The 26,968-nt window shown below is 51.7% G+C and carries 28 protein-coding genes and 1 pseudogene; 4 read left to right on the top strand and 25 right to left on the bottom strand.

The features are described 5' to 3' along the window. The first annotated feature begins 275 nt into the window (after positions 1-275). Positions 276-1,001, top strand: a complete 726-nt coding sequence (locus ACO0K9_RS26470; protein ID WP_422990109.1) for a tetratricopeptide repeat protein — start codon at positions 276-278, stop codon at positions 999-1,001. Here the strand turns inward: ACO0K9_RS26470 and ACO0K9_RS26465 are convergent. The 16 genes from ACO0K9_RS26465 to ACO0K9_RS26390 all read right to left on the bottom strand — a co-directional run bounded on the left by ACO0K9_RS26465 (position 989) and on the right by ACO0K9_RS26390 (position 14,670). After that, positions 989-1,405 carry a CoA-binding protein gene (locus ACO0K9_RS26465; RefSeq protein ID WP_422990161.1) on the bottom strand — a complete coding sequence of 139 codons (417 nt, stop codon included), beginning with the start codon at positions 1,403-1,405 and terminating at the stop codon, positions 989-991. The genes ACO0K9_RS26470 and ACO0K9_RS26465 overlap by 13 nt on opposite strands. Before the next feature lie 97 nt (positions 1,406-1,502). Next, a complete protein-coding gene (locus tag ACO0K9_RS26460; RefSeq protein WP_422990107.1) occupies positions 1,503-1,925 on the bottom strand; it encodes a F0F1 ATP synthase subunit epsilon in 423 nt (140 codons plus the stop codon). Between the two features lie 76 nt (positions 1,926-2,001). Then, the gene (gene atpD, locus ACO0K9_RS26455; RefSeq protein ID WP_422951669.1) at positions 2,002-3,408 is read right to left on the bottom strand and encodes a F0F1 ATP synthase subunit beta; all 1,407 of its coding nucleotides are present in this window, start codon (positions 3,406-3,408) and stop codon (positions 2,002-2,004) included. Positions 3,409-3,437: 29 nt separating this feature from the next. Beyond that, on the bottom strand, positions 3,438-4,307 hold the full coding sequence (gene atpG / locus ACO0K9_RS26450; RefSeq protein ID WP_422990105.1) for a F0F1 ATP synthase subunit gamma: 870 nt from the start codon (positions 4,305-4,307) through the stop codon (positions 3,438-3,440). Positions 4,308-4,336: 29 nt separating this feature from the next. Further along, positions 4,337-5,878, bottom strand: coding sequence for a F0F1 ATP synthase subunit alpha (atpA, locus tag ACO0K9_RS26445; RefSeq protein ID WP_162044016.1), 1,542 nt, complete (start codon positions 5,876-5,878; stop codon positions 4,337-4,339). A 26-nt stretch (positions 5,879-5,904) separates the two neighbouring features. Next, positions 5,905-6,438 (bottom strand): F0F1 ATP synthase subunit delta, encoded by a 534-nt coding sequence (locus tag ACO0K9_RS26440; protein ID WP_422990103.1) that lies wholly within the window; start codon positions 6,436-6,438, stop codon positions 5,905-5,907. A gap of 2 nt (positions 6,439-6,440) precedes the next feature. Further along, positions 6,441-6,911, bottom strand: coding sequence for a F0F1 ATP synthase subunit B (locus tag ACO0K9_RS26435; RefSeq protein ID WP_422990102.1), 471 nt, complete (start codon positions 6,909-6,911; stop codon positions 6,441-6,443). 65 nt (positions 6,912-6,976) lie between these two features. Beyond that, positions 6,977-7,219, bottom strand: coding sequence for a F0F1 ATP synthase subunit C (gene atpE, locus ACO0K9_RS26430; protein WP_110254369.1), 243 nt, complete (start codon positions 7,217-7,219; stop codon positions 6,977-6,979). Positions 7,220-7,291: 72 nt separating this feature from the next. Then, positions 7,292-8,122, bottom strand: coding sequence for a F0F1 ATP synthase subunit A (gene atpB, locus ACO0K9_RS26425; RefSeq protein ID WP_422990100.1), 831 nt, complete (start codon positions 8,120-8,122; stop codon positions 7,292-7,294). 2 nt (positions 8,123-8,124) lie between these two features. Next, positions 8,125-8,463: an ATP synthase subunit I gene (locus ACO0K9_RS26420; RefSeq protein WP_186945792.1), complete on the bottom strand. Its 339-nt coding sequence runs from the start codon at positions 8,461-8,463 to the stop codon at positions 8,125-8,127. Between the two features lie 302 nt (positions 8,464-8,765). Beyond that, positions 8,766-9,323: an RBBP9/YdeN family alpha/beta hydrolase gene (locus tag ACO0K9_RS26415; protein WP_422990097.1), complete on the bottom strand. Its 558-nt coding sequence runs from the start codon at positions 9,321-9,323 to the stop codon at positions 8,766-8,768. Positions 9,324-9,436: 113 nt separating this feature from the next. Continuing rightward, positions 9,437-10,330 carry a ParB/RepB/Spo0J family partition protein gene (locus tag ACO0K9_RS26410; protein ID WP_422990095.1) on the bottom strand — a complete coding sequence of 298 codons (894 nt, stop codon included), beginning with the start codon at positions 10,328-10,330 and terminating at the stop codon, positions 9,437-9,439. A gap of 2 nt (positions 10,331-10,332) precedes the next feature. Further along, positions 10,333-11,115 carry a ParA family protein gene (locus ACO0K9_RS26405; protein ID WP_422990093.1) on the bottom strand — a complete coding sequence of 261 codons (783 nt, stop codon included), beginning with the start codon at positions 11,113-11,115 and terminating at the stop codon, positions 10,333-10,335. A 16-nt stretch (positions 11,116-11,131) separates the two neighbouring features. After that, positions 11,132-11,785: a 16S rRNA (guanine(527)-N(7))-methyltransferase RsmG gene (rsmG, locus tag ACO0K9_RS26400; protein WP_422990091.1), complete on the bottom strand. Its 654-nt coding sequence runs from the start codon at positions 11,783-11,785 to the stop codon at positions 11,132-11,134. Continuing rightward, on the bottom strand, positions 11,782-13,725 hold the full coding sequence (mnmG, locus tag ACO0K9_RS26395) for a tRNA uridine-5-carboxymethylaminomethyl(34) synthesis enzyme MnmG (protein WP_422990089.1): 1,944 nt from the start codon (positions 13,723-13,725) through the stop codon (positions 11,782-11,784). The genes rsmG and mnmG overlap by 4 nt, the downstream gene beginning before the upstream one ends. A 186-nt stretch (positions 13,726-13,911) precedes the next feature. Next, positions 13,912-14,670 (bottom strand): TSUP family transporter, encoded by a 759-nt coding sequence (locus ACO0K9_RS26390; protein ID WP_422990087.1) that lies wholly within the window; start codon positions 14,668-14,670, stop codon positions 13,912-13,914. 231 nt (positions 14,671-14,901) lie between these two features. On the opposite strand from ACO0K9_RS26390, the gene ACO0K9_RS26385 reads away from it, so the two are divergent. The 3 genes and pseudogenes from ACO0K9_RS26385 to ACO0K9_RS26375 form a co-directional block, all read left to right on the top strand. After that, complete coding sequence (locus ACO0K9_RS26385; protein ID WP_422990085.1) at positions 14,902-15,324, top strand: alpha/beta hydrolase; 423 nt, start codon at positions 14,902-14,904, stop codon at positions 15,322-15,324. A gap of 62 nt (positions 15,325-15,386) precedes the next feature. Continuing rightward, positions 15,387-16,544 carry an iron-containing alcohol dehydrogenase gene (locus ACO0K9_RS26380; RefSeq protein ID WP_422990083.1) on the top strand — a complete coding sequence of 386 codons (1,158 nt, stop codon included), beginning with the start codon at positions 15,387-15,389 and terminating at the stop codon, positions 16,542-16,544. A 396-nt stretch (positions 16,545-16,940) separates the two neighbouring features. After that, a pseudogene (locus tag ACO0K9_RS26375) lies at positions 16,941-17,099 on the top strand (two-component sensor histidine kinase); the annotation flags it as partial. 11 nt (positions 17,100-17,110) lie between these two features. Here ACO0K9_RS26375 and ACO0K9_RS26370 read toward each other — a convergent pair. The 9 genes from ACO0K9_RS26370 to ACO0K9_RS26330 all read right to left on the bottom strand — a co-directional run bounded on the left by ACO0K9_RS26370 (position 17,111) and on the right by ACO0K9_RS26330 (position 26,222). Then, positions 17,111-17,536: a DUF4279 domain-containing protein gene (locus tag ACO0K9_RS26370; protein WP_422990081.1), complete on the bottom strand. Its 426-nt coding sequence runs from the start codon at positions 17,534-17,536 to the stop codon at positions 17,111-17,113. Between the two features lie 24 nt (positions 17,537-17,560). Then, the gene (locus tag ACO0K9_RS26365) at positions 17,561-18,229 is read right to left on the bottom strand and encodes an O-methyltransferase (RefSeq protein ID WP_422990079.1); all 669 of its coding nucleotides are present in this window, start codon (positions 18,227-18,229) and stop codon (positions 17,561-17,563) included. A 112-nt stretch (positions 18,230-18,341) separates the two neighbouring features. After that, positions 18,342-19,322 carry a branched-chain amino acid ABC transporter permease gene (locus tag ACO0K9_RS26360; protein WP_422990077.1) on the bottom strand — a complete coding sequence of 327 codons (981 nt, stop codon included), beginning with the start codon at positions 19,320-19,322 and terminating at the stop codon, positions 18,342-18,344. A 13-nt stretch (positions 19,323-19,335) separates the two neighbouring features. Next, positions 19,336-20,220, bottom strand: coding sequence for a branched-chain amino acid ABC transporter permease (locus ACO0K9_RS26355; RefSeq protein ID WP_422990075.1), 885 nt, complete (start codon positions 20,218-20,220; stop codon positions 19,336-19,338). Positions 20,221-20,539: 319 nt separating this feature from the next. Then, on the bottom strand, positions 20,540-21,769 hold the full coding sequence (locus ACO0K9_RS26350; protein ID WP_422990073.1) for an ABC transporter substrate-binding protein: 1,230 nt from the start codon (positions 21,767-21,769) through the stop codon (positions 20,540-20,542). A 78-nt stretch (positions 21,770-21,847) separates the two neighbouring features. Beyond that, a complete protein-coding gene (locus ACO0K9_RS26345; RefSeq protein ID WP_422990071.1) occupies positions 21,848-22,579 on the bottom strand; it encodes an ABC transporter ATP-binding protein in 732 nt (243 codons plus the stop codon). After that, positions 22,576-23,349: an ABC transporter ATP-binding protein gene (locus tag ACO0K9_RS26340; RefSeq protein WP_422990069.1), complete on the bottom strand. Its 774-nt coding sequence runs from the start codon at positions 23,347-23,349 to the stop codon at positions 22,576-22,578. Before ACO0K9_RS26340 ends, ACO0K9_RS26345 begins: the two co-directional genes overlap by 4 nt. 195 nt (positions 23,350-23,544) lie before the next feature. Next, positions 23,545-25,164: a GMC family oxidoreductase gene (locus ACO0K9_RS26335; RefSeq protein WP_422990159.1), complete on the bottom strand. Its 1,620-nt coding sequence runs from the start codon at positions 25,162-25,164 to the stop codon at positions 23,545-23,547. 17 nt (positions 25,165-25,181) lie between these two features. After that, entirely contained in the window at positions 25,182-26,222 is a 1,041-nt protein-coding gene (locus ACO0K9_RS26330) for an NAD(P)H-dependent flavin oxidoreductase (RefSeq protein WP_422990067.1), read from the bottom strand. Positions 26,223-26,968 lie beyond the last annotated feature (746 nt).

Genomic DNA, 26,968 nt, shown 5'->3' with positions numbered 1-26,968 from the left:
ATCAAAGCGCATATTTTGATGATAGTATGGAAAGTGCTTTATCTCATAGCAAGTATGCAGACTACATCATCAACCGTGCAGTAACGGGAAAATTATAGCGTTCATTTATAAGGCTTATGCAAAACTGTCCCAGCAAGGCGTAGCGACGAAGACAGTACGAACCCGTACGGCTAGGAGCTGCAACGCAGCTGGGGCGGTTTTGCTTAAGTCCAAATTTGTAAAGTGAGCGCTGGCCGAGCTTGAATAGATGTCCAATTCCAACCTGGGGGATTATGGTGCGCAGATTTTCCGCATTCGTTTTGGCGACCTTATGTAGCGTTTCTGCTTTCGCTGAAGAACCGACTATTACCGTGATCAGTAATGTCAAACTGGCGGTTGCCCATGCCAAAGGAGTGGAATTTTCTGCTGATTCTGAGGCCTTGCACCAGTTCATCAAGACCAGGCAGTTTGAAGAAGCAGATAAAAGGGCAAAGCTAAACTGTGCTTCTTACGAATCTATTTTTGACCGCAGCAAGAAACAGTTTTCATTCCAGTCTGACGAAGAGTTTCGAGAATTCAATACATCAAACCAGCTGGATTTTGAGTGGATAGACTGGGGCTACAAAACCTGTCTGCAAACCCAGGCTTTTGTCGCCGTTGAAAAGCGGGATTTAGAGCGCGCATTGGCGATGCTTAGAAGAGTGGAAGCGCTGGCACCTGTATCAGCCGGCACCTCGACTGAAATTGGCTATATCCTGAATCAGCAGGGTAAGCCAGCTTCAGCTTTGCAGGCCTATCGGCATGCACAGGAACTGAGTACACGCTATCTGTCACAGCGGCCCTACCTTGCAATTGCGCTGCGTGGCATAGGTTTTTCGCTGATAGAACTCAAGCAACTGGATGAGGCGGAGAAGGCCTTCCAGGAATCATTGCAAATCGAACCTGGCAATAAGCTTGCGACCAGTGAGCTGAGCTATATTCAGGGATTAAGAGAACAAAGACAGAAGACTCAGCTTCGGTAGCCGTGCTCAATCTTGATGCATCTGTCCATCACCACCTTGATCCCGGCTTGCCTGGCGCGCTGCGCGGCCTCTTGATTGATGATACCGGATTGCATCCACAGGTAAGGGGCACGGATGGCGATGGCCTGCTCGACTATCGGGGGAATGTCTACAGCATTGCGAAAACAATCAACAATATCAATCTGATGATGCGCCGCAGCCTGCAACAAATCGGGATAGCAGATCTCGCCTAATATCGTGGCCCCTGCCTCGCGTGGATTGACCGGGATGATGCGATAGCCACTCGCCTGCATATAGGCCGCAACGCCATGGCTGGGACGTGAAGCTTTTGAAGAAAGGCCGACGACAGCGATGGTTTTACTTTCGCTTAGTATCTCGGCAATCAGGTCTTGTTCCATGGGCATGGGCAGCTCGGCAATTTCAATCGTGGAAAAACAAAAAGGCAGCCTGAGCTGCCTTTCCATTGTACTGCTTTCGTCGCGAAAAATTTTCGCAGCGAAATTAACGCTTATGACGCAATCTTTGTATCGCTGCCAATTGGGCGATCGCGGAAGCCAATTCTGCCTGTGCTTGCGCATAGTCAATTTTGGAATCACGATTAACCAAAGCCTGCTCTGCCAGTTTCTTGGCTTCATTGGCTTTGGCTTCGTCCAGGTCTTGACCGCGAATCGCGGTATCGGCCAAAACTGTCACTGCATTCGGTTGCACTTCAAGCAGGCCACCGGCGACGAAAACGAATTCGTCTTCGGCCTTGCCTGGAACCTTGATGCGCACCGCACCCGGCTTGATGCGGGTAATCAGTGGTGTATGTTTCGGATAGATACCCAATTCACCAGCCTCACCCGGCAACGCGACGAATTCGGCTTCACCGGAGAAGATCAGCTCTTCTGCGGAAACCACGTCAACGTGAATAGTGTGTGCCATGTTGGACCCTTTGTATTCGCTCAAAAAAGCTATGGTGCGACCAGTTCAGCCGCACCGCCAGTGCGCTTAATTAGTATTAAGCAGCAGCCAGTTTTTTCGCTTTTTCGATTGCTTCGTCGATAGTACCTACCATGTAGAACGCTTGTTCTGGCAGGTGATCGAGTTCGCCGGAAGCGATCATTTTGAAACCACGGATCGTTTCTTTCAAGGAAACGTATTTACCAGGAGCACCGGTAAACACTTCAGCAACGTGGAAAGGCTGAGACAGGAAACGCTGCATCTTACGTGCACGTGCGACCAGCAGTTTGTCTTCAGGAGCCAATTCGTCCATACCCAGAATCGCGATAATATCGCGCAATTCTTTGTAGCGCTGCAAAGTACCTTGAACAGCGCGAGCTGTTTCATAGTGCTCTACACCAACCACTTGTGGGTCCAGCTGACGGGATGTCGAATCCAGTGGATCAACCGCAGGGTAGATACCCAGGGAAGCGATGTCACGGGACAGAACAACGGTGGAATCCAAGTGAGCAAATGTGGTTGCTGGAGATGGATCGGTCAAGTCATCCGCTGGAACATACACGGCCTGGATCGACGTGATCGAACCAGTTTTAGTGGAGGTAATACGCTCTTGCAGGCGGCCCATTTCTTCAGCCAGCGTAGGTTGATAACCCACGGCGGAAGGCATACGACCCAGCAAAGCGGATACTTCCGTACCGGCCAGTGTGTAACGATAGATGTTATCCACGAAGAACAAAACGTCTTTGCCTTCGTCACGGAAACCTTCAGCAATCGTCAAACCAGTCAGCGCAACGCGCAGACGGTTACCTGGTGGTTCATTCATCTGACCGTACACCATCGCCACTTTGGAGTTTTCTGGATTTTCCAGATCAACCACTTTGGCGTCAGCCATTTCGTGGTAGAAGTCATTACCCTCACGAGTACGCTCACCCACACCGGCAAACACGGACAAACCGCTGTGTGCCTTGGCGATGTTGTTAATCAGTTCCATCATGTTGACGGTCTTGCCCACACCCGCACCACCGAACAGACCGACCTTACCACCTTTAGCGAATGGGCAAACCAGATCAATAACTTTGATACCGGTTTCCAGCAATTCCTGGGATGGGGACAGTTCGTCGTAGGCAGGAGCCTTACGGTGGATGGATGCTGTCTGCTCACGGCTGACAGGACCACATTCATCGATAGGGTTACCCAGTACGTCCATGATACGGCCCAGCGTTGCTTTGCCGGTTGGTACCATGATAGGTTTGCCAGTGTTGGAAATAATCATGCCGCGACGCAGACCATCAGAAGTACCCAGCGCAATGGTACGGACAATGCCGTCACCCAATTGCTGCTGAACTTCCAATGTCAGTTCGGAGCCTTCCATTTTCAAGGCGTCATAAATCTTAGGCATCGCGTCGCGTGGAAATTCAACGTCCACAACAGCGCCGATACACTGAACGATTTTGCCATTAGCCATGTTCGTTCCTTCAGTAATTTAAATTCAGTTTAGACCGCTGCCGCGCCGGCGACGATCTCGGAGAGCTCTTTGGTAATGGCGGCTTGACGGGTTTTGTTATAAACCAGTTTCAGTTCGCCAATCACGTTACCTGCGTTATCAGTTGCTGATTTCATCGCCACCATACGGGCCGACTGTTCAGAAGCCATGTTTTCCGCTACTGCCTGGAAAATCAATGCTTCTACATAACGAATCAACAATTCATCAATCACGGTAGCTGCATCTGGTTCGTACAGATAATCCCAGGAATGGGCATGCTTATCTGTCGCCAGTTTGTCCGCTGTCAGGGGCAATAACTGCTCCATCACCGGCTCTTGCTTCATGGTGTTGATGAACCTGGTATAACTCAGGTAAACCGCGTCCAGCTTGCCTTCCTGATACGCATCCAGCAAAACTTTGACTGGACCTATCAGTTTGTCGAGGTGAGGTGTATCGCCCAATTGGGTTACATGCGATACGACTTTTGCACCTACGCGATTCAGGAAGCCGAGACCTTTATTACCAATTGCGACCGCTTCTATCTTTGAACCCTTGCCCTCGAATTCACGCATTTTGCTGGTGACCAAACGCAACACGTTGGTGTTGAGGCCGCCACACAAACCTTTATCTGTCGTTACAACGATCACGCCAATTTTCTTGGACAGATCTTGTTGCACCATAAAAGGATGCGTGTACTCTGGGTTGGCCTGTGACAAGTTAGCCGTAATCGTACGAATCTTTTCACTGTACGGACGAGCCGCACGCATCCGGTCTTGCGCCTTGCGCATTTTGGATGCGGCGACCATTTCCATCGCCTTCGTGATCTTCTTCGTATTTTCTACGCTTTTGATCTTGCCACGTATCTCTTTGCCTGCAGCCATGAGTATTGACTCCTTCTAGCTACAGTAAATTAATAGGCGCCGGATTTTTTGAAATCAGCAATGGCAGCAGCCATGGCAGCTTCGCCATCTTTGTCCAGTTGCTTGGTTTCTTCGATCTTCTGCAGCAATGCTGCATGGCTCGTTTTCATGAAATTGTGCACGCCTGCTTCGAATGCCAGCACTTGCTTGACCGGTACATCATCCAGGAAGCCTTTGTTCACGGAGAACAAGGTAACGGCCATCAGGGAGATAGACAGTGGAGCATATTGAGCTTGCTTCAACAATTCAGTAACGCGGGCACCACGATCGAGCTGCTTGCGGGTTACTTCGTCGAGGTCAGAAGCGAACTGGGCAAACGCTGCCAATTCACGATACTGTGCCAAGTCATTACGGATACCGCCGGACAAGTTTTTGATGACTTTAGTCTGCGCAGCACCACCAACGCGGGACACCGAGATACCAGCATTAATCGCTGGACGGATACCGGCATTGAACAGGGATGTTTCCAGGAAGATCTGACCGTCAGTAATCGAAATTACGTTGGTAGGAACGAAAGCAGAAACGTCACCAGCCTGGGTTTCAATGATAGGCAATGCTGTCAAAGAACCTGTTTTACCTTTCACTTCACCTTTGGTGAAAGCTTCAACGTAGTCTGGATTCACGCGTGCTGCACGTTCCAGCAAACGGCTGTGCAAATAGAATACGTCACCTGGGTAAGCTTCGCGGCCTGGTGGGCGGCGCAGCAACAGGGATACCTGACGGTAAGCCACAGCTTGCTTGGACAGATCATCATAAATGATCAGTGCATCTTGACCGCGGTCACGGAAATATTCACCCATCGCGCAACCGGAGTAAGCGGATACATATTGCATCGCTGCGGATTCAGCAGCAGTTGCAGCAACAACGATGGTGTATTCCATGGCGCCGTGGGCTTCGAGAGCGCGCACAACGTTTTTGACGGAAGATGCTTTTTGACCAATCGCTACATAGATACAGGTAACGTTTTGACCTTTTTGATTGATCACGGCATCGATCGCAACAGCTGTTTTACCAGTTTGACGATCGCCAATGATCAATTCGCGCTGACCACGACCAACCGGAACCATGGAGTCGATAGACTTCAGGCCAGTTTGCATAGGTTCAGAAACGGATTGACGTGCAATAACGCCAGGCGCGATTTTTTCGATCGGCGCGGACAGTTTTGCATTGATAGGACCTTTGCCATCGATAGGCTGACCCAGCGCGTTAACCACACGACCGCGCAGTTCAGGACCGATAGGCACTTCCAGAATACGGCCGGTACATTTGACTGTATCGCCTTCGGAAATGTGTTCGTAGTCACCCAGGATAACGGCACCGACGGAATCACGTTCCAGGTTCAATGCCAGACCAAATGTGTTGCCTGGGAATTCCAGCATCTCGCCTTGCATCGCGTCAGACAGACCGTGAATGCGGCAGATACCGTCGGTAACGGAGATAACCGTACCTTGATTGCGAATCTCAGCAGTGTCGCCAAGGCCTTGAATCCGGCTCTTGATCAGCTCGCTGATTTCAGATGGGTTGAGTTGCATACTAACTCCTAATATTTATTACGTTCTTACGCGGTCAGGGCGACGTGCATTTTCTGCAGCTTCGCGCGTACCGACGTGTCGAGCACCTGATCACCAACCACGATGCGTACACCACCGATCAGAGTGGAATCCACTTTGACGGTAGGGTGCAACTTGCGGCCAAATTTCTTTTCCAAGAGCACTGAGAGCTCGCTCAACTGAGCTGCCGACATATCAAATGCGCTAGTCACTTCTGCATCTGCAGCGCCTTCGAGGGCGTTTTTCAGAGCATGAAACTGGAAAGCGATTTCAGGCAACAAAGTCAGACGGTCATAGTCAGCAAGTGTGTTGATGAAGTTTTTCGCTTCAGCAGTCACTGGAGATTTGAGCGCAGACAAGAAAATCTCAGCTTTTTTATCAGCCGAGACTTTGGGGTTGTGTGCAAGAGCTTGTACATCGGAATGCGCACCTACCTGTGCCATTTCGGCAACCAGTTCCGACCAGGCGGACAGGTTACCGGATTGGGCAACACGAAACAGCGCTTCTGCGTAAGGACGAGCGATCGTTGCGAGTTCGGCCATGATTACAGCTCGGTTTTCAGTTGGGTCAACAGATCAGCGTGAGCAGATGCGTTAACTTCACGTTTAAGAATTTGTTCTGCGCCTTTGACTGCCAGCGTGGCAACCTGGTCGCGCAATTCTTCGCGTGCTTTAGTCACTTGATTATCAGCATCCGCTTTTGCAGCAGCGATGATACGGGCAGCTTCAGCAGCAGCAGTGTTGCGGGCTTCTTCAATGATCAGAGCAGCGCGTTTTTCTGCGTCGCTGACACGTTTCTGGCCTTCTTCACCAGCAGCAGCCAATTTAGCTTGAACGAGTTTTTGCATTTCTTCCAACTCTTTCTTGCCTTTGTCACCTGCAGCCAAACCGTCTGCAATGCGCTTCATGCGCTCATCGATCGCACCAATCACTGGTGGCCAGATGAATTTCGCAGTCACCAAAGCCAGGATGAAAAACACCCCAGCCTGGTACCACATGGATAGATTCAGATTCACTTTAGTTTCCTTATCAAATTAATCGTTCCGCAGGCCAGAGACCTGCGGTAGAAAAAGGAAAGCTATTAGCCTTTGAATGGATTTGCAGTTGCGAAGAACATGGCGATACCAACACCGATAATGAACGCAGCATCGATCAGACCAGCCAGCAACAACATTTTACCTTGCAGTTTTTCCATCAATTCTGGTTGACGAGCAGACGCTTCCAGATATTTACCACCCATCATAGCGATACCGATACAAGCACCCAAAGCGCCCAAACCGATGATCAAACCACAAGCCAATGCAACGAAAGCGACGTTAGTCATGAGAAAACTCCTTGAAAGTTAAAATTAAAATACCAAAACCAAAAAACTAAAACCAAAAAACCAAACTTAAAATTAATGCGCTTCGTGAGCCTGACCCATGTACACCAGAGTCAACATCATGAAAATGAACGCTTGCAGAGGCACGATCAGGATATGGAAGATGGACCAGGCAGAACCCAGGACCAGATGACCAATACCGCCGAAGATAGAATCGGAAGCACCCAGCAAAGCAGCGATCAGCAAGAACAACAATTCGCCGGCAAACATATTGCCGAACAGCCGCATACCGAGCGAGAAAGTTTTCGCTGCGTATTCAACTACGTTCAACAAAAAATTGAACGGGAACATCATTGGGCCAAACGGTGCGCTGAACAATTCCTTGATGAAGCCGCCCACGCCTTTGATCTTGAGGCTGTAATACATCATCAGGCCGAAGATACCAATGGAGATGCCCAGAGTACCGTTCAAGTCTGCCGTAGGAACGACACGGTGTGGCATTTCATGATCCAGGCCAAGCACTGGGAACAACCATTGAGAGAACAAATCAACTGGCAGGAAATCCAGGGAATTCATCAATACGACCCAGACAAATACCGCCAAAGCCATAGGGGCGATGAAGCTGGTGTTGCCGTGAACTATGCTTTTCGCGTTGTTGTCCACCATTTCGATGAGCATTTCAACTGCACACTGGAAACGGCCAGGTACGCCAGATGTTGCCTTGCGTGCTGCCATATACATAATGATAGTGCCCAGCAAGCCGCAAACGACGGACCAGATAACCGTATCAATATTGACATACGACATGTCCCACAAGGAGGTTTGCGCATGGTGGCCATGGTTAGTCAAATGCCCAAGGTGATGGGCTATATATTCTGACGGAGTGACTTGTTCAGCTGAGCTCATGATCAGTGCCTAAAGAGTAAAATGAAATAACTTTTCAGTACGACGATGAAGGCGATCAAAAAGGCCGGCCAGTTGACATCGGGGTACCAGAAGACAACCGCTGCCATCAGCGCGACTGTCGATATAACTTTGAAAAATTCCCCGATGAAAAAACTCATCGGATTTGCTCCTCCGGGCCTCCGGGCGCTCATGGTCAGGCGCAACGCGAACAAGGCATTTGGAATCGCACAAGACAATCCACCAAACAGGGCGGACAATCCGTAAGAAATATTGCCAAAAATTCCAGCCAGCAAGCCCGCGACCAGCGCTGCCACCAACTGCAGCAGTATGATGCGTGTCATGCTTCCCTCATTTATCCGGGACTGACGCAAAACCTCTCCGGCAGCTATCAAGCCACAGGCCCGACTTAGCTACAGTCGCCTTTGTCTGGCCTTGCGGGGGACAATTTTGCGTAAATCCTACTATTTACCAAGATGGCTGTTGAATTTGTCTGGCTTGCCACGATATAACCGGGCAGCGCAAATCCTCGCCGATCAAAACCCCGGAATTATACGTGGTAGTGCGTTATAACGTCAAACGTTTGATGCATAAGCTCAAGCGTTTGGTGCATCGCGTAAAAATGCATTATTTTGGTGCTTTTTTATTATTGTACTGTTTTTGCCGCTTTTGCAACTAATGTGCTTAGCCAATCCTGGCCTTGCTTCCAGCTACCCAGACCAGATTCGCCATTGATATGACCCTTCGCACCAATCAGGTGCAGCTCTGCACCCCAGGCCCTTGCCAGGTCTTGTGCAACTGACAAATCGCACCAGGGATCATCACTGGATGCCACCACCGCGACAGGGCAAGGAAAACGGATTAGTGGCATGGGACTAAAGCTGGCCGCAGGAAAATCTGTCCGGCCCACATCCGGCGGTGCCACCAGCAACGCTGCCTTGACCTTGCTTTTATCCAACACCCCCGGCATGCCGGAAGCCAGCCACCAGGCGGTCAATGCGCAACCCAGGCTATGGGCAACCAGCACCACCTCGTCAGTGGCTGCATTCACGGCAACTGACAAAGTGGCAACCCATGCATCCTTGACCGGATGCTCCCAGTCTTGCTGTTCTACTCTTTTTACATGCGGCAATTCAGCCTCCCAGCGCGTTTGCCAGTGGCCGGGACCGGAGTTATACAGGCCAGGTAAAGTCAATATCTGCATGGGTCAAATTCACATTATTTTAGACTGACGCAAAATTGTCCCAACAAGGTGCGACGACGAAGACAGTACTTTAATGCGGGAGTCGCAATGCTTTGAGGCGGTTTTGCGTCAGTCTATTGTCCGCGTATTTTCAGGATGATGCCGTCAAGACTATCCAAATCGGCAAAATCGATCAGCATCTGTCCCCTGCCCTTGCTGCCCAACTTCAGGCTGACCTGGGTGGCCAGCAAATCGGACAACTCTTCTTCCAGACGGGTGATGTCGCGTGATTTTTCTGCCTTGTCGCGCGGTTTGCCGGTGGCACTCATTTCTGCCGTGGTTTTTGCCACCAGCTTTTCTGCTTCACGCACCGACATGCGCCTGGCAACGATCTGGTTGGCCAGTTGTATCTGGGTGGCAGCATCCGTCACCAGCAGCGAACGTGCATGGCCCATGTCGATGTCACCTGCCATCAGCATGGTCTGCACTGGTTTCGCCAGGTTCAGCAAACGCAGCAGGTTCGACACCGCACTGCGTGAACGGCCCACTGCATTGGCCGCCTGTTCATGGGTGAAAGAAAAATCCGTGATCAGGCGGTGTATGCCCTGGGCTTCTTCCAGCGGATTCAGATCTTCGCGCTGGATGTTTTCAATCAGTGCCATGGCGGCGGCGGCCTGGTCATCGACATCCTTGACCAGTACCGGCACTTCTTCCAGACCTGCCATCTGTGATGCGCGGAAACGGCGTTCACCGGCAATGATTTCGTAACGGGTGACGCCATTGTTCTGCCCGACCGGCCTGACCAGGATCGGTTGCATCAAGCCCTGGGCCCGAATGGAGGCGGCCAGTTCAGCCAGCGCACCTTCGTCCATACGGGTACGGGGCTGGTATTTACCGGCCTGCATGTGGGCCACGTTCAGGCTGGTGGGTGCACCAGTCACGGTTGGTACGGCTTCTGCAAAGTCGGCTGCACCGCCGAGCAAGGCGTCCAGGCCACGGCCCAGGCCTTTTTGTTTTTTGGTCGACATACTTATTTTCCCAGTTCCAGTTCTTTAATTTTTTCTACCATCTCTGCACCGAAGGCGATATACGCTTGTGCCCCCTTGGATGTCGCGTCAAACACCACGCCAGGGATACCGTAAGATGGTGCTTCCGCCAGACGGACATTGCGCGGGATCAGGGTCTTGAAAACCTTGTCGCCGAAATGTTGTTCGAGCTGGTCAGACACTTGCTGCGACAAGGTCATGCGCGGGTCAAACATCACGCGCAGCAGACCAACGATTTTCAGGTCAGGGTTGAGGTTGGCCGAGACTTTCTTGATGGTATTGGCGAGGTCGGACAAGCCCTCCAGCGCATAGTATTCACACTGCATGGGAATAATCACGCCATGCGCAGCGCACAAGCCATTCAGTGTCAGCAAGGACAGGGCCGGCGGACAATCAATGAGAATGAAGTCATAGTCTGCATCCACCTTGGACAGTGCTTCACGCAGGCGTTTATCGCGGTTATCCAGGGACACCATTTCAACTTCGGCACCAGCCAGCTCACGGTTGGCTGGCAAGACATCGAAACCACCCGATTCGGAACGCAATTTAGCCGTTGTCACGTCAGACAGACCGAGCAAAACTTCATAAATCGAAGCAGTCAATTTTGACTTGTTAATGCCAGTCCCCATGGTGGCATTCCCCTGGGGATCCAGATCAACCAATAAGACACGTTTATCGAGTTGCGCCAGCCCTGCGGCGAGATTGACAGTGGTCGTGGTTTTGCCAACGCCACCTTTTTGATTTGCAATACAAAAGATTTTTGCCATAGGGGTTTCCGTGGATTCAAGCCGGGGCCAGGGTTTTCTTGATAAAGATGAGGTGGCGTTCGGCCTGCAAGCCGGGCACCGTCAAGGGTTGTATTTTTTCTACCTGCCAGCCTGTCGGCAGACGTTCAATTTCCTGATTCGGGGCCACGCCTTTCATGGCAATAAACTGGCCGCCATCTGCCAGCAAATGACCCGACCAGTTGATGAAATTACAGAGCTCAGAAAAAGCCCGCGAAGTGATGACATCAAAAGCTGTTTTCACCTGCAGCGCTTCGACCCTGCCGGTATGCACGGTCACGTTTTTCAGGCCCAGCTCGGTTTTGGCCTGAGTCAGGAAAGCCGTCTTTTTGCTGACGGTATCGATCATGGAAATCTTGATATCCGGATAAGTGATGGCCAGCATCATACCTGGCAAACCACCACCGGCCCCGACATCCAGCACATTCCTGGCATCCTTGAAGGCTGGAGCTGCTGACAGCGAATCCAGCAGATGTTGCCTGACCATTTCCCTGGGGTCACGGATCGATGTTAAATTATAAACATAGTTCCATTTTGATAATAATGTTAAATATGCAATCATCTTATCTATCTGGGCGTCTGAGATATCCAGCGGTAATTCCTGGATACCGTTTTTAAGCATGTCTGTCAGTGCATGTTCCACGTGAATCATTCTGCCTGGCCCTCGACTACCACATCGGTATTTACCATGAACTCTTTAAAGCCACGTTTTTTTAGGTGTACCAAAAGCAGGGAAATCGCTGCGGGTGTCACACCCGAAATACGGCCACACTGACCCAGACTTTCGGGCTGGTGTTTATTCAGTTTTTGCCTGACTTCGATGGAAAGACCATTCACTTCCATATAGTCAAAAGCGACTGGCATTTTGAGGTTTTCAAAATGCACATGGCGCTCAACCTCTTTGGCCTGCCTGTCGATATAGCCTGCGTATTTGACCTGTATCTCTACCTGCTCGCGCACATGCGGATCGACCACACCTGGCCCGGCCAGTGCCTGTCCTTCTACACCCTGCAAACTCATCAAGCTTTCGTAGGTCACCTGCGGGCGACGCAATAAATCGGCCAGGGAATATTCACGCTCCAAAGCCTTGCCTATCACACGCTCTGCTTCAACATCGGCCAAAATGCGCGGGTTGACCCAGGTCGAGCGCAGCCTTTCCATTTCACGTGAAACACTTTCGCGCTTTGTTTCAAACTGCTGCCACTGCGCATCGCTGACACCCCCCAGCTTGCGGCCTATCTCTGTCAGTCGCATATCGGCATTGTCTTCACGCAGACTGAGGCGGAATTCAGCACGGCTGGTGAACATACGATAAGGTTCCTGTACCCCCTTGGTGATCAGGTCATCTACCAGCACACCCAGATAAGCTTCGTCACGGCGTGGCACCCAGGCTTCTTTGCCCTGGGTTTTCAGTGCCGCATTCAGGCCAGCCAGCATGCCTTGTGCTGCCGCTTCTTCGTAGCCGGTCGTACCATTGATCTGGCCGGCAAAAAACAGGCCTTCGATCTGGCGGGTTTCCAGCGAAGACTTCAAACCACGCGGGTCGAAATAATCATATTCAATCGCATAGCCAGGGCGCAGGATGTAGGCGTTTTCCATGCCGCGCATGGAACGCACCAGGTCTAACTGCACATCAAATGGCAGGCTGGTGGAGATACCGTTGGGGTAAAACTCGTTTGTGGTCAGGCCTTCTGGCTCCAGGAAAATCTGGTGCGATTCCTTGCTGGCGAAGCGATGTATCTTGTCTTCTATCGAAGGGCAATAACGTGGCCCTACCCCTTCAATGACACCGGTGTACATGGGGCTGCGGTCCAGACCGGCACGAATAATATCGTGGGTTTTTTCATTGGTATGGGTAATCCAGCATGGCAACTGCCTTGGATGCATGCTGGTATTACCCATGTATGAGAATACCGGCACCGGGTCCAGATCACCAGGCTGCTCTTGCATCATTGAAAAATCAATGCTGCGACCATCAATACGTGGTGGCGTACCGGTCTTCAACCTGCCTTGTGGCAGCGCCAATTCCTTCAAACGGGCAGACAGGGATATCGCTGGCGGGTCACCGGCACGGCCCGCCGAATAATTATTCAGGCCAACATGGATCTTCCCGTCCAGGAAAGTACCCGCAGTCAGCACCACTGCGCGGGCGCGAAACTTGATACCAACCTGGGTGACAGCCCCGACCACGCGATTACCCTCGACCAGCAAATCGTCAACGGCCTGCTGGAACAACCACAGATTAGGCTGATTTTCCAGACGACTGCGTATCGCTTGCTTATACAAGATACGGTCAGCCTGGGCCCGGGTAGCGCGTACTGCCGGCCCCTTGGATGAATTCAGGATGCGGAATTGTATGCCAGCTTCATCCGTGGCAATCGCCATGGCACCGCCCATGGCATCGACCTCTTTAACCAGATGACCCTTGCCTATCCCACCTATGGATGGGTTGCAGGACATCTGACCCAGGGTCTCAATATTGTGGGTCAACAATAGGGTGGTTTGCCCCATACGGGCGGCAGCCAGGGCAGCTTCGGTACCGGCATGACCGCCGCCGACGACGATAACATCGAATTCTTTAGGATAAAACATGGTGGATTTCTGAGAAACTTGAATCTGGGAGGCACGATTATAGTTTGTTTTGCGGGCAAAGCTTTAGCCGACTAAAGATTCTCTTTTTATTTAGATCTATGTTTCACGTGAAACGTAGACATCAAGGCATAAAAAATGGGACCGAAGTCCCATTCTTACCTACCGGATTGTTTCACGTGAAACAGTTCATTTGAAAAAACCGTCATAAGTAGTCTTGCAGATCAAGGCCACAACCACGCCAAGGAACATTTTGCGGACAAAGGAGGTGCCGTGCTTTATTGCTAAATGACTACCTAAAATCGAACCGCCTACGCCACATACCGCCATCGTCAAACCCAGCATCCAGAGTACATGGCCGCTATATCCAAACCAGATCAGGGCCGCAGTATTGCATGCCACATTCAATACCTTGGCAACGGCAGAAGCTCGCAGGAAGTCATACCCAAAGAAGCGTACAAACAAAAACATGAAGAAGCTACCAGTCCCTGGGCCAAAGAAACCATCGTAAAAACCTATCCCCACGCCTACCAACATGGCCATATAAGTCTCTTTGCTGCCAGCAAACACCGGCCTATTATCTGCACCGAATTCTTTTTTCTTGAAGGTATAGATGGCGACACCCAGCAAGATCAAAGGCAAAGCCTTGCGCAAATAGGTAGGTGGGATATGTGTCACCAGGAAAGCCCCGGCGAAAGAAAACGTAAACGCCATTAAGGCAGCCGGACCAACCATGCTCCAGCGCAGACTGACTGTCCTCATATAGCGCGCTGCCGCTACCGTCGTCCCCCAGATACCGGCCATTTTATTGGTGCCCAATAGTGTCGCAGGTACGGTTCCCGGCATGAAAGAGAACAAGGCTGGTACCTGTATCAAGCCACCACCACCGACTATAGAATCCACAAAACCAGCAAAAAAAGCTGCCAGTGCCAACAGAAAAATATCCATATTGAGTTTATTTGATTTGTTTTAGAGATTGCACCATTGCAGACAAGCAAGACAAGATGAGTAAATGCAGCACAGATAAGTTATACAGAAGCCTGCTGTAGTCAACAAGGTACAGCCCATGCCATAACAGTTGCAAAGCCACGCCGCCTGTTTGACTAGCAGCTACAAATCAGACAACATGCAAATCCGGCCGCTGACGGTGGACACCAGCTGCGCCAGCATGCGAGTGAATTGAAAATCGACAGCAAGAAGATAGGCATACTCGGCTTTTCAGCCGGTGGCATCATGGCCCTGCAATTGTTGATGGATCAGGATGAAGGTGACTCAAGCGCTGCCGACGCCGCAGAAAAATTGGGTAACCGGGCTGACTTTATCGCCCTGGTCTACACCGGCCTGCCTGGCAATAAAATGCCAAAGATGAGCAAGAACACACCTCCCGTATTTATTGTCCATGCATCGGATGACCCCAAGGCAGTGCCGGTGGTTGCCGCCAAAATCTATCAGCAATTGCTGGAAGCCAGTGCCCCGGCTGAGTTGCATGCCTTCCGTCGCGGCGACCATGGCTTTGGCATGACGCCCACCAGCGGTAGCGTACGCAACTGGACCAGTCTGTACGCAGACTGGATGCGTGATCTCAAGCTACTGGATAAATAGAAAATGCCAGCATGTGCTAAGGTAGACATCCCTACAACTAGCTAAGTGAAAATGAGATAAAGATGAACGACTTTGAATTCAGAACCGTCCCCAGCCTGATCAGCCAAACCGGTGCAGCAACGCGCCTGGGCAAAATCATACGCCAGGAATTTCCAGCGATTCAGCACGTCCTGTTGGTGACCGATGCCGGTTTCCTGCGGACTGGTCTGGTACAGCCCGTGATTGACAGCCTGGAAACGGAACAACTCAAAGTCAGCATTTTCTCCGACGTGATTGCCGACCCACCAGAAGCGATTGTCTTGCAAGCGGTGGGTAATGCCCGTGACTTGCAGGTCGAACTGGTGGTCGGCCTGGGTGGTGGCAGTTCCATGGATGTGGCCAAACTCATCGCCATCCTGGCCGGCAGTGAGCAAAACCTGTCCACCATGTATGGCATAGGCAATGTCAAAGGCCAGCGTTTGCCACTGATACAAATCCCGACCACGGCAGGCACAGGTTCCGAAGTGACGCCTATCTCCATCGTCACCACTGGTGCCACCACCAAGATGGGCGTAGTCGCGCCACAACTGTATGCCGACATCGCCATCCTCGATGCGCAACTGACCACAGGCCTGCCGCCCAAGGTCACCGCAGCGACCGGCATCGACGCCATGGTGCATGCGATAGAAGCCTATACGACAAAGCATAAAAAGAATCCACTGTCTGACATGCTGGCGGTGCAAGCTCTGAAATTACTGTGGAACAACATCGATGAAGCCTGCACCAATGGCAATAACCTGGCAGCAAGACAAGCCATGTTGCTGGGTGCCATGCTGGCTGGACAATCCTTTGCCAATGCGCCTTGTGCCGCCGCGCATGCACTGGCCTATCCGGTAGGCGGCATTTTCCATGTACCGCATGGTTTGTCGAACTCGCTGGTCTTGCCGCACGTACTGCGCTTCAATGCCAGCCACGCAGCAGACCTGTATGCCGAACTGGCTGCCATCATTGCACCAGAAGCCACAGGCACAGCAGCCCAGCGTTGCCATTCCCTGATCAAAGCCATGGAAGACCTGGCAGTGCGGGTAGGAATAGAAACCCGCCTGAGCCAGGTAGGCATCGCCGAAAAAGACCTGGATCAACTCGCCAGCGACGCCATGTTGCAAACGCGCCTGCTGGGGAATAATCCACGTGAAGTGACGAAGGAAGATGCGCGGGCAATTTACGCAGCGGCTTTGTAAATCAACATAATTGAAAATACAATATGCTACGCATAGCGACCAGAATAATTTGCTTAAAACAGAATAACTTTTAAATCCCCTCCCTTTCAAGGGGAGGGACAGGGTGGGGATGGGTTTCGGTCAATTAACGATAAATGACTTTACGCGGGAAACCTATCCCCATCCCAACCTTCCCCTTGAAGGGGAAGGCGCTCCCGGTTACAACAAAGATTGCCATGCGAATGACCGATACATACATCGCTCCAGTCATTCTGCCCAAATTGTAAAAAGAAAGTCTGCCCCAAAAACTGGGATCAGTATTTATCTGCCGACGATTTCACAACGATTTCAATTTCTCAATCAAGCAACACGGCATTTGCCGTCAGTTGGCCGCACATCTCTGTCATCAATCAATGTGACGCCTCGCGCAGCGCGTACACAGAATCGAATGGCTTGGGTTTATCCATCGTCCGCGCCATCATGCATCTGCATCATGGCACGGCCAGTGTGACTTATCTTGCGCAGGAAAATACCATCTGTTTCACACTGCAATTTCCAGGTGCAACAATAAAATAGATTTGTCAGGTTTATGCATGTGGATAAATATCCATCACAAAACTTATGCCCAATCCGGCACAACGCAGCATGAACTGTGGGCTCAGTTCCAGAGCATAATTGCGACTGCCATATGAACTGGCTTTCAAATGTATGCGTGCGCCCTGCTCTCTCAGCATCAATAAGAATTGCGTATGTGGCGTCAGCACATCGAATACCTCTGCCATGGCGTCTTCCAGCAATTCATCGGTCGAAAGATATTCACCACGCTCAAATGGATCAGCTGACCAATAGCTTTCAGAATAGGTACCATCCAATAATTGCCCCTTGAGAGTCTGGCGCTGCATCCCAAACATTTTGGCGTGTTTGGGCGTAATACCCAAGCGCTTGGTGATGAATGAAGGGTCGATGTTGGGATGCCAAATTTGCAGGGCAAGGAGATAGGAATAATTTTGCAATATAGACTTTCGCTAGCTACTAGTTCAGGCCGTAACAAGCACCATGGAAAAACCATCAAACCCTTTGCTGCCAACGGTCTGTATAGCGGTCGCTGACAAACGCGGGTTAGCCGATATCAGTTCAAAGAAAAGACGCACGCCTTGGACATTCGCATCCTCGCTATCAGCATCTGCCACCGCGCCATTGCGCACCACGTTGTCACCGATGATGACGGTACCGGGGCGTGACAGTTTCAGCGACCATTCCAGATAATGTGGATTATTCGGTTTGTCGGCATCAATAAAAATAAAGTCGAAAGGGCCAAGGCCTTCCTGTTCCAGCAAGGGCAAGGTATCAAGCGCCTTGCCAATACGGATATCCACCAGATGCGACACCTCTGCCCTGGCGATATTTGCCGCAGCAATTGCGGCTGCTTGCGGATTCGCTTCCAGCGTGATGACACGTCCGCCTTCAGGCAAGGCACGCGCCAACCAGATGGTGCTGTAGCCACCCAGGGTACCAAACTCCAGTATCTTGCGTGCGCCCTGCATCTTTACCAGCAGGTGCAAAAACTTACCCTGGTTAGGTGCAACATGGTGTTGTGGCAAACCGGCAGCATCACTGTCCAGCAGCGCCTGCGTCAGAGCAGTGTCGGTGGGGATCAGGGTGTCACAGAAATAATTATCAACAGCAGACCACGTAGCTTGGTTCATAGTCGAAATAGGTGAATGCTGGGAAAGCGTATTCTGGCACAAATCAAACTGCCCGCAAAAAACAAAAAGCCCCGCAGCATCAGCTACGGGGCTTGTTCGCAAAGCGCAACGATTAACCGGCTTTGACCTTACCCGAACGTCCAACAAAGGCAATCAGTTCACCCACGATGCCGCGTCGGAAAGCCAGTACGCAGACGATGAAAATCAGGCCGGTGACGATAGTGACAGAATCACCAATACCGCGGAACCATTCTACCGACGTCATATCAGCCAGCAGGTTACCCAGTTCGCCCAGCTTGTTTTCCAGGGCGATGATGATGACGGCACCGACGATAGGGCCCACCAGTGTACCGAGACCACCCACCAGGGTCATCAACACCACCAGGCCAGACATGGACCAGTGCGCGTCGGTCAACGTCTCTGAGCTAAATATCAGCGTTTTGGTGGCACCTGCCAAACCGGCCAGCGCGGCTGACAAGACAAAGGCAAGCAATTTGTATTTATCGACGTCATAACCAAGCGAGATGGCACGCGGTTCATTTTCCTTGACCGCCTTCAATACCTGGCCAAACGGTGACTGCACGGTGCGCATGATGATAGCGAAACCGGCAATGGCAATGGCCAGCACCAGGTAATACAGATTCAGGTCCACGCTCAGATCGATCATGCCCAGCAGCTTGCCACGCGGTATGCCTTGCAAGCCATCTTCGCCACCGGTGAACTTGGCCTGTAAAAATACGAAGTACAGCATCTGCGCCAGTGCCAGCGTGATCATGGTGAAGTAAATACCCTGACGCCGTATCGCCAGCATACCCATCACCCAACCGATCAGCGCTGCCGCCCCTACCCCCAGCAGGATGCCCAGTTCGGTCGGCAAACCAGCATCACGCAATGCCCAGCCGGTGATGTACCCGGCACCACCAAAAAACGCTGCATGGCCAAACGACAGCAGGCCGGTAAAACCAATCAGTAAATTAAAGGCGCAGGCAAACAGGGCGAAGCACAATAGCTTCATCAAAAACACGGGATACACCACAAACGGCGCTGCCAGCAGCAGGGCAAAAACGATACCGTATCCAATTTTTCTATTCATCATAGGTGCTCCCTTATTTTTCTTTACCGAATAATCCGGCAGGGCGGATCATGAGCACGATCGTCATGACGATAAACACCACAGTGGCCGACAGTTCAGGATAAAACACCCGCGTCAGCCCTTCGATAATGCCCAGGCCAAGACCAGTCAGGATAGAACCCAGAATCGACCCCATGCCACCGATCACCACCACGGCAAAGACAGTGATGATGAGGTTGGACCCCATCAGTGGCGACACCTGTATCACTGGTGCTGCCAACACGCCGGCAAAGGCTGCCAGCGCCACACCAAAGCCATAAGTCAGGGTCACCATCAGGGGCACATTGACACCAAAGGCTTCCACTAGTTTGGGGTTCTCGGTGCCGGCACGCAGGTAGGCACCGAGCTTGGTTTTTTCAATCACAAACCAGGTCGCAAAACAGACCACCAGCGATGCCAGCACTACCCAGGCACGGTAATTCGGCAAGATCATGAAACCAAGGTCGGTTGCACCGGACAAGGCTTCAGGTACTGAATACTGCTGGCCAGATACGCCATACACCGAGCGAAACAAGCCTTCCAGCAACAGGGTGATACCAAAAGTCAACAACAAGCCATACAGGTGATCCAGCTTGTACAGCCAGCGCAGCATGGTCTTTTCTATGATGATGCCAAACAGGCCGACCAGCACAGGCGCAGCGATCAGCATCACCCAGTAATTGATGCCGAAATAATTCATGCCCATCCATGCGAGGAAGGCCCCCATCATGTACAGCGCACCATGGGCAAAGTTAATCACATTCAGCAAGCCGAAAATCACAGCCAGCCCCAGAGACAGCATCGCGTAAAACGAGCCGTTGACCAAGCCCAGCAAAAGCTGGCTTAGCATCGCCTGTAGCGGAATACCAAATATTTCCATGGCACTCTAAATAAAATGACCCGATGATGCGCGGGTGGGTGAAAAGGACTAAGACCTCTCAACACAGAGACACGGAGGCACAGAGAAAGTCAAAGAGAAGAGCAAATCTTATTGGCAAACTCTGTTCATTCTTCCTGTCCATCTGGCTAAGAGAACTGTAATTTCTACAAAGTTGAAGCATCCTTTTTAAAGGATGCTTAACGTAAACCAACGGCAATCATAAAATTCAATTACCGGGATGCAGAGCAAGGCGCAAAACACAGCAATACTTTAGTATTGCGAGGCTTTGCAACGCAGCTAAGCGCCCGGCAATTGAATTTTATTTCCAGAGGACGCATTTGGATTCTGATTTGGTGGTGAATGCCTGTTCACCCGGAATAGTCTGCGCCACTTTGTAGTAATCCCAAGGTTCTTTGGATTCGGCATTCGACTTCACCTGCATCAGATACATGTCATGAATCATGCTGCCGTCGCCACGGATGTAGCCGTTTTTGGCATACATGTCATTGATCTTCATGCTCTTCAGTTGTGCCAGCACTTTGTTGGTGTCGTCAGTACCGGCAGCCTTGACTGCATTCAGGTAAGTCAGGGTGGCTGAATAATCTGCCGCCTGCAGGCTGGAAGGCATTTTCTTCATTTTTTCGAAATAGCGGCGTGACCATTTGCGTGCTTCTTCGCTCTGGTTCCAGTACCAGCTATCGGTCAGGTACATGCCTTGGGTAGCGTTCAAACCCAGGGAATGGATGTCATTGATAAACATCAGCAAGCCAGCCAGCTTCATGGTCTTGGTGATACCGAATTCATTCGCCGCCTTGACTGCATTGATGGTGTCACCACCGGCATTGGCCAGACCCAGAATCTGCGCCTTGGATGCCTGCGCCTGCAACAGGAAAGAAGAAAAATCAGATGCCGACAAAGGATGTTTGACCGAACCTGCCACCGTACCACCATTGGCTTTCACCACATTGGCGGTATCACTTTCCAGCGATGCGCCAAACGCGTAATCGGCAGTCAGGAAATACCAGCTCTTGCCGCCCTGTTTGACAACCGCAGAACCGGTGCCCTTGGCCAGCGCCACCGTATCATATGCATAGTGAAGAGTATGGGGCGTGCACTCTTCATTGGTGAGGCGAGCAGAGCCGGCACCGATCGAGATAAAAACTTTCTTCTTATCATTGGCCACTTTGGACATGGATAAAGACGTACCAGAATTGGTACCGCCTATCAGCATATCAACGCCATCGCGGTCAAACCATTCCTGTGCTTTGGCAGAAGCGATATCCGATTTGTTTTGATGATCAGCAGTGACCAGTTCAATTTTTTTGCCCAGTACCGTACCGCCAAAATCGGCAATCGCCATGCGTATGGCTTCGGCACCGCCTTTGCCATCGATATCAGAATACAGGCCAGAAATATCGGTGATGAAACCGATTTTGACCACATCACCAGAAACCTGCGCATTGGCATTCAGCGCAAAGCCGGCCAGTGCGGCGGATACAGCAAGACTTGTCACTTTCAATTTTGCTGAGCTTGCGAATTTTATCTTCATGCGTCTTCTCCAATCACTTATTATTTGATCTGCGGCACCGGGACGGCACTACAGGTTTTCAGCTTCTCTACGGTTTGACTACACACCCAACAACTCATTCAAGACCGGCATTTTTTCCTGCAATTGGGCAGCCGCAAAATTCTCTACGATCTGTCCGTGCTCCATGACGTAAAACCTGTCCGCCAGCGGAGCAGCAAAGCGGAAATTCTGTTCCACCATAACGATGGTATAGCCCTTGGCTTTCAGGGTCATGATCATGCGTGCCAGGGCCTGCACGATGACCGGTGCCAGGCCTTCGGAAATTTCATCCAGCAGCAACAGACGGGCACCCGTGCGCAAGATGCGCGCCACGGCCAGCATCTGCTGTTCACCACCGGACAGACGCGTGCCCTGGCTGTTTTTACGTTCGGCCAGATTGGGGAACATCTGGTAAATCTCGGCAACTGACATGCCCTTGTGGTCTTTCGATACCACAGGCGGCAGCATCAGGTTTTCTTCTGTGGACAAGGATGAAAATATCCCCCGCTCTTCCGGGCAATAGCCAACGCCCAGATGCGCCACCTTGTGGGTAGGCAGGTGGATGGCCTCTTGCCCGTTGATCTTGATCGAGCCCTTGCGTGCACCTGTCAGGCCAACAATGGCACGCATGGTGGTGGTGCGGCCAGCGCCATTGCGCCCGAGTATGGTTACGACTTCGCCCTGGTTCACCTTCAGGTTCACGTCATGCAGGATATGGGATTCACCATACCAGGCTTGCAGGCCAGTAATTTCCAGTGCAGCAATATTTGTAGCAGCATTTGCAGCGCTCATGCGTGCGCTCCTTCCAGTTCGCCGCTGGTGCTGCCCATATAGGCTTCCATAACTTTGGGATTGGTGGATACTTCTTTATAAGTACCTTCGGCCAACATGGCACCACGCTGCAAGACCGAAATCTTGTCGCAGATACCCGACACCACATTCATATTGTGTTCCACCATGAGGATAGTGCGGCCAGCCGATACCTTCTTGATGAGTTCGGTCACCCTGTGCACATCTTCATGCCCCATGCCTTGCGTGGGTTCATCCAGCAACATCATCTCGGGTTGCATGGCCAGCGTAGTGGCGATTTCCAGCGCGCGCTTGCGGCCATATGGCAAATCCACGGTGACGGTATCGGCGAAAGCAGTCAGATCAACTTCGGCCAGCAATTCCATGGCGCGCGCATTCAACTGGTTCAGCGATTGTTCGCTTTTCCAGAAATGAAAGGACGTGCCCAGCTTCCTTTGCAAGCCTATGCGCACGTTTTCCATTACCGTCAGGTGCGGGAACACGGCAGAAATCTGGAATGAACGTATGATGCCCTGCCGGGCAATCTGGGCTGGTTTGGCCGAGGTGATATCGCGGCCATTGAACAGGATTTGTCCCGAAGTCGGGACAAGAAATTTGGTCAGCAAATTAAAACAGGTGGTCTTGCCGGCACCATTGGGGCCGATCAGGGCGTGGATATGCCCACGCTGCACCTGCAAATTCACATCGCTTACAGCAGTGAAGCCCTTGAACTCTTTGGTCAAGCGCTTTGTCTCCAGGATGACGTCGGTCATCTCTTCTCCTTATTGTCTGGCTTATGGTGTTTAATCCACTACGTCCAATGCGACAACGCTTCCTTTATTTAAGTGGAAGTTTTTATATTAGCTTTTTATAGTAACCAGCAAATCAATTTCTAAACAATACGGTATAACTACTGTAAGTAATTCCACGCAGAAAATTACTTACCGGTTTGCAAGCATTCTTACCCCTTAAATGCCCAATATACTCCTGGCCGCCTTCTCTGCAATCATCAGAGTAGGTGAGTTGGTATTACCTGAGGTTATAGTCGGCATGATAGAAGCATCCGCCACGCGTAGGCCAGCGATGCCTATTACGCGTAAAGCACTGTCGACTACCGCCCCAGTATCGTTGATACGGCCCATTTTGCAAGTACCTACCGGGTGGAAAATCGTCGTGCCTATGTCACCAGCCGCCCTGGCCAGTTCTTCTTCCGTCTGGAACTGTGCACCTGGTTTCATTTCTTCAGGCCTATATTTTTGCAGGGAGGGTGCAGCGATGATCTTGCGCGTCAGCGTCAGCGAATCTGCTGCTATCTTGCGGTCTTCCGGCGTGGTCAGGTAGTTAGGTACGATTTTCGGTGCCGCAGAGGCATCATTGCTGGCGATGCGCACATGGCCGCGTGAAGTCGGGCGCAAATTGCACACACTGGCGGTGAAGGCCGGGAAATCATGCAGGGGGTCACCAAATTTTTCCAGTGACAAAGGTTGTACATGGTATTGCAGGTTAGGTGTCACCTGGCTGGCATCCGAACGGGTAAACGCCCCCAGTTGCGATGGTGCCATCGACATCGGGCCGCTCTGGAACAACGCATATTCCAAACCTATGCGCGCCTTGCCCAGCAAGCTATTGGCCATCTTGTTGAGGGTCTTGGCACCGCTGATTTTAAACGCTGAACGGATCTGCAAATGGTCTTGCAGATTGCCACCGACACCCGACAGGTCATGCACCACAGCAACACCGGCCTGTTGTAAATGTGCCCCATCCCCTATGCCTGACAATTGCAGTATCTGCGGAGAACCGATCGCCCCTGCCGCCAGCACCGTTTCTTTCATGGATTCGGCAAACCAACTGCGGCCACCACCGATAAATTCCACCCCCATACAACGCTTGCCCTGTCCGGTATCCTTGATGCACAGCTTTTGCACCTGGCAGCCGGTCATGATGGTCAGGTTGGGCCGGGCTGCTGCCGGTTTCAAAAAAGCCTTGGAGGCATTCCAGCGTACACCGCGTTTCTGGTTAACGTCGAAATAACCACAGCCTTCATTATTGCCACGGTTGAAATCATCGCTCTTGGGTATGCCGACTTCAGCCGCCGCCTCACGGAAAGCATCCAGGATTTCCCATGACAGTCTTTGTTTTTCCACCCGCCATTCACCACCGCTGCCATGGAATTCTGTATTGCCGCTGTAGTGGTCTTCGCTTTGCTTAAACAAGGGCAAGACCTGATCCCAGCGCCAACTGTCATCACCTGTCAGGTCCGCCCATTGCTGGTAATCCCTGTCCTGGCCACGCATGTAGATCATGCCATTGATGGATGAACTGCCGCCCAGCACCTTGCCACGCGGATAAATCAGGCTGCGTCCATTCAGGCCGGCTTCTGCCTCGGTACGTAACATCCAGTCGGTACGCGGGTTGTTGATGCAGTACAGGTAGCCAACCGGGATATGTATCCACACATAGTCATCCTTGCCACCCGCCTCGATCAGCAAGACCCTGTTGTCAGGGTTCTTGCTAAGACGGTTCGCCAGTACGCAGCCCGCCGTACCGGCACCGATAACGATGTAATCATATTGTCCTGCTGCTTCCATACCGTTTTCCTTATGGTTCATGAATCCTGCATTTCTGCGACGAGTACGGCCATCAACTCACTGACCGTCAAATCCCTTGCTGCTGCCACGCCCTGCCCGGCCCACATAGACATCAGGCCGGTATTGCCGGCTTTTGCCGCTGCTGCCCGTATGGCACCAGTGAGTGCATTCTGTATCGGGTAAGCCGGCACCTTGTCGGCCACTGCCGCCATGGCCTGCATGTAATGATTATCCAGACCACGCGCAATACGCCCGGAAAAAGCACGGGTCTGGCGTGTGGTGTCGCTGCTGCTTTCCAGCAGGCGTTGTTTATAGGCAGGGTGGATGGCCGATTCCCTGCTCGTCAAAAACGCCGTCCCCATCTGCACCAACTGCGCGCCCGCCTGCAAAGCCTGTTTGATCTGCCTGCCATCCATGATGCCGCCAGCGGCAATCAATGGCACCTCGATATGCGGCTTACAGGCTTCCAACAAGGCGAACAGACCCAGAGTCGAATCCTTTTGTGCGCCGATGAAAGTCCCGCGGTGCCCGCCTGCTTCCACCCCTTGCAGGCATACCGCATCCGCCCCCATAGCTTGCCAGACGATGGCTTCCTGCAGATTGGTGGCCGTACCGACCACCAGGATGCCGGCATCATGCAGACGTTGTAGCTGGCTGCCATGCAATACATCAAAGGTAAAGCTGGCCACCGCCGGCCGCGCCGTGATCAGGGCATCCAGCTGTGCTTCAAAATCTTCACACCAGCGTGTCGGTGTCGGCAGGTTATCCCAGCCCAGTTCCTGGCACACCGGCTGCAATAACAGCTTGGCCGCTTCCAGTGCTGCAAAATCGATTTGTGGCCGGGTTTGTACAAACAGGTTGATGGCAAAGGGTTTGTCCGTCAGGCGACGAATATGCTCGGCCTGTTCTATGATGGCCAGTGGGGTCAGCAAGGGAGCCGCGAGGGAGCCCAGCCCGCCTGCATTCGACACTGCGGCCACCAGTTCGGGCGTGGTGGCACCACCGGCCATGGGGGCCTGGATGATGGGGTGGGGGCAGAGGGTTTGCATGGATAACATGGGGAGCTCCGGGTTGGGTGTCAGAAATAGTGGTTTAAAGGTTTGCGCTAGTTAAATCAAGCTTTCATCATTACGGTATGATTTTCGTGTTTGTACGCTAACCCATTTATTCACTTCTGTCACTGCATTACGATTGCTGGTCGGGGTAGCCCGACATCTATCCTGACATGGAGGGTCTTGCCAAGAAAAGTAAGCCAAAGAAGGCGCCCGCGGCGTCGATGCCCTTCGGGTTCCCGTTTGTGCGGTACAAAAAATGGGAAGGTCCGAAACTCGCCTGCGGCTCAAACATCGGCCCTTCTTTTTCCATTTTCTGTACCGCACAAACGGCATCGCCACAGCGGAACTACAAAAGTCAAAAACAACTGCAACATCAAAAACAACGACAACCCCAAAACCCAGGTTAATTAACGGTATTCAACGCAGTTTAAGTTTCGGTTGCATTGACGTTGCTGTTGCTTCTGTTCTTGACTTCAATCCGCTCGGGACGATGTAATTTGTGCGTCACAGAAAATGGAAAAAGAAGATCCGATGTTTGAGCGAAGCGAGTTGCGGATCTTCCCATTTTTTGTGATGCACAAATTATGCTGAAGCGCAGCGTAAGCACCCGAAGGGCGAGTCCGCGGTCGCCTTTCTTTGAATACGTTCTTTGGCGAAGCGGTGTGTGTCAAGGTAGTTGTCGCCTCAATTTAAATTAAGCAGCCTTCATGTACGCCTTTTCTTCTACACGAGCCTTCTCTGGATTGAGA

The sequence above is a fragment of the Undibacterium sp. Ji50W genome (assembly GCF_049340445.1).
GTDB lineage: Bacteria > Pseudomonadota > Gammaproteobacteria > Burkholderiales > Burkholderiaceae_D > Undibacterium.
Note: the sequence above shows the minus strand (reverse complement) of the source record. Positions and strands in the feature narration are given on the sequence as shown.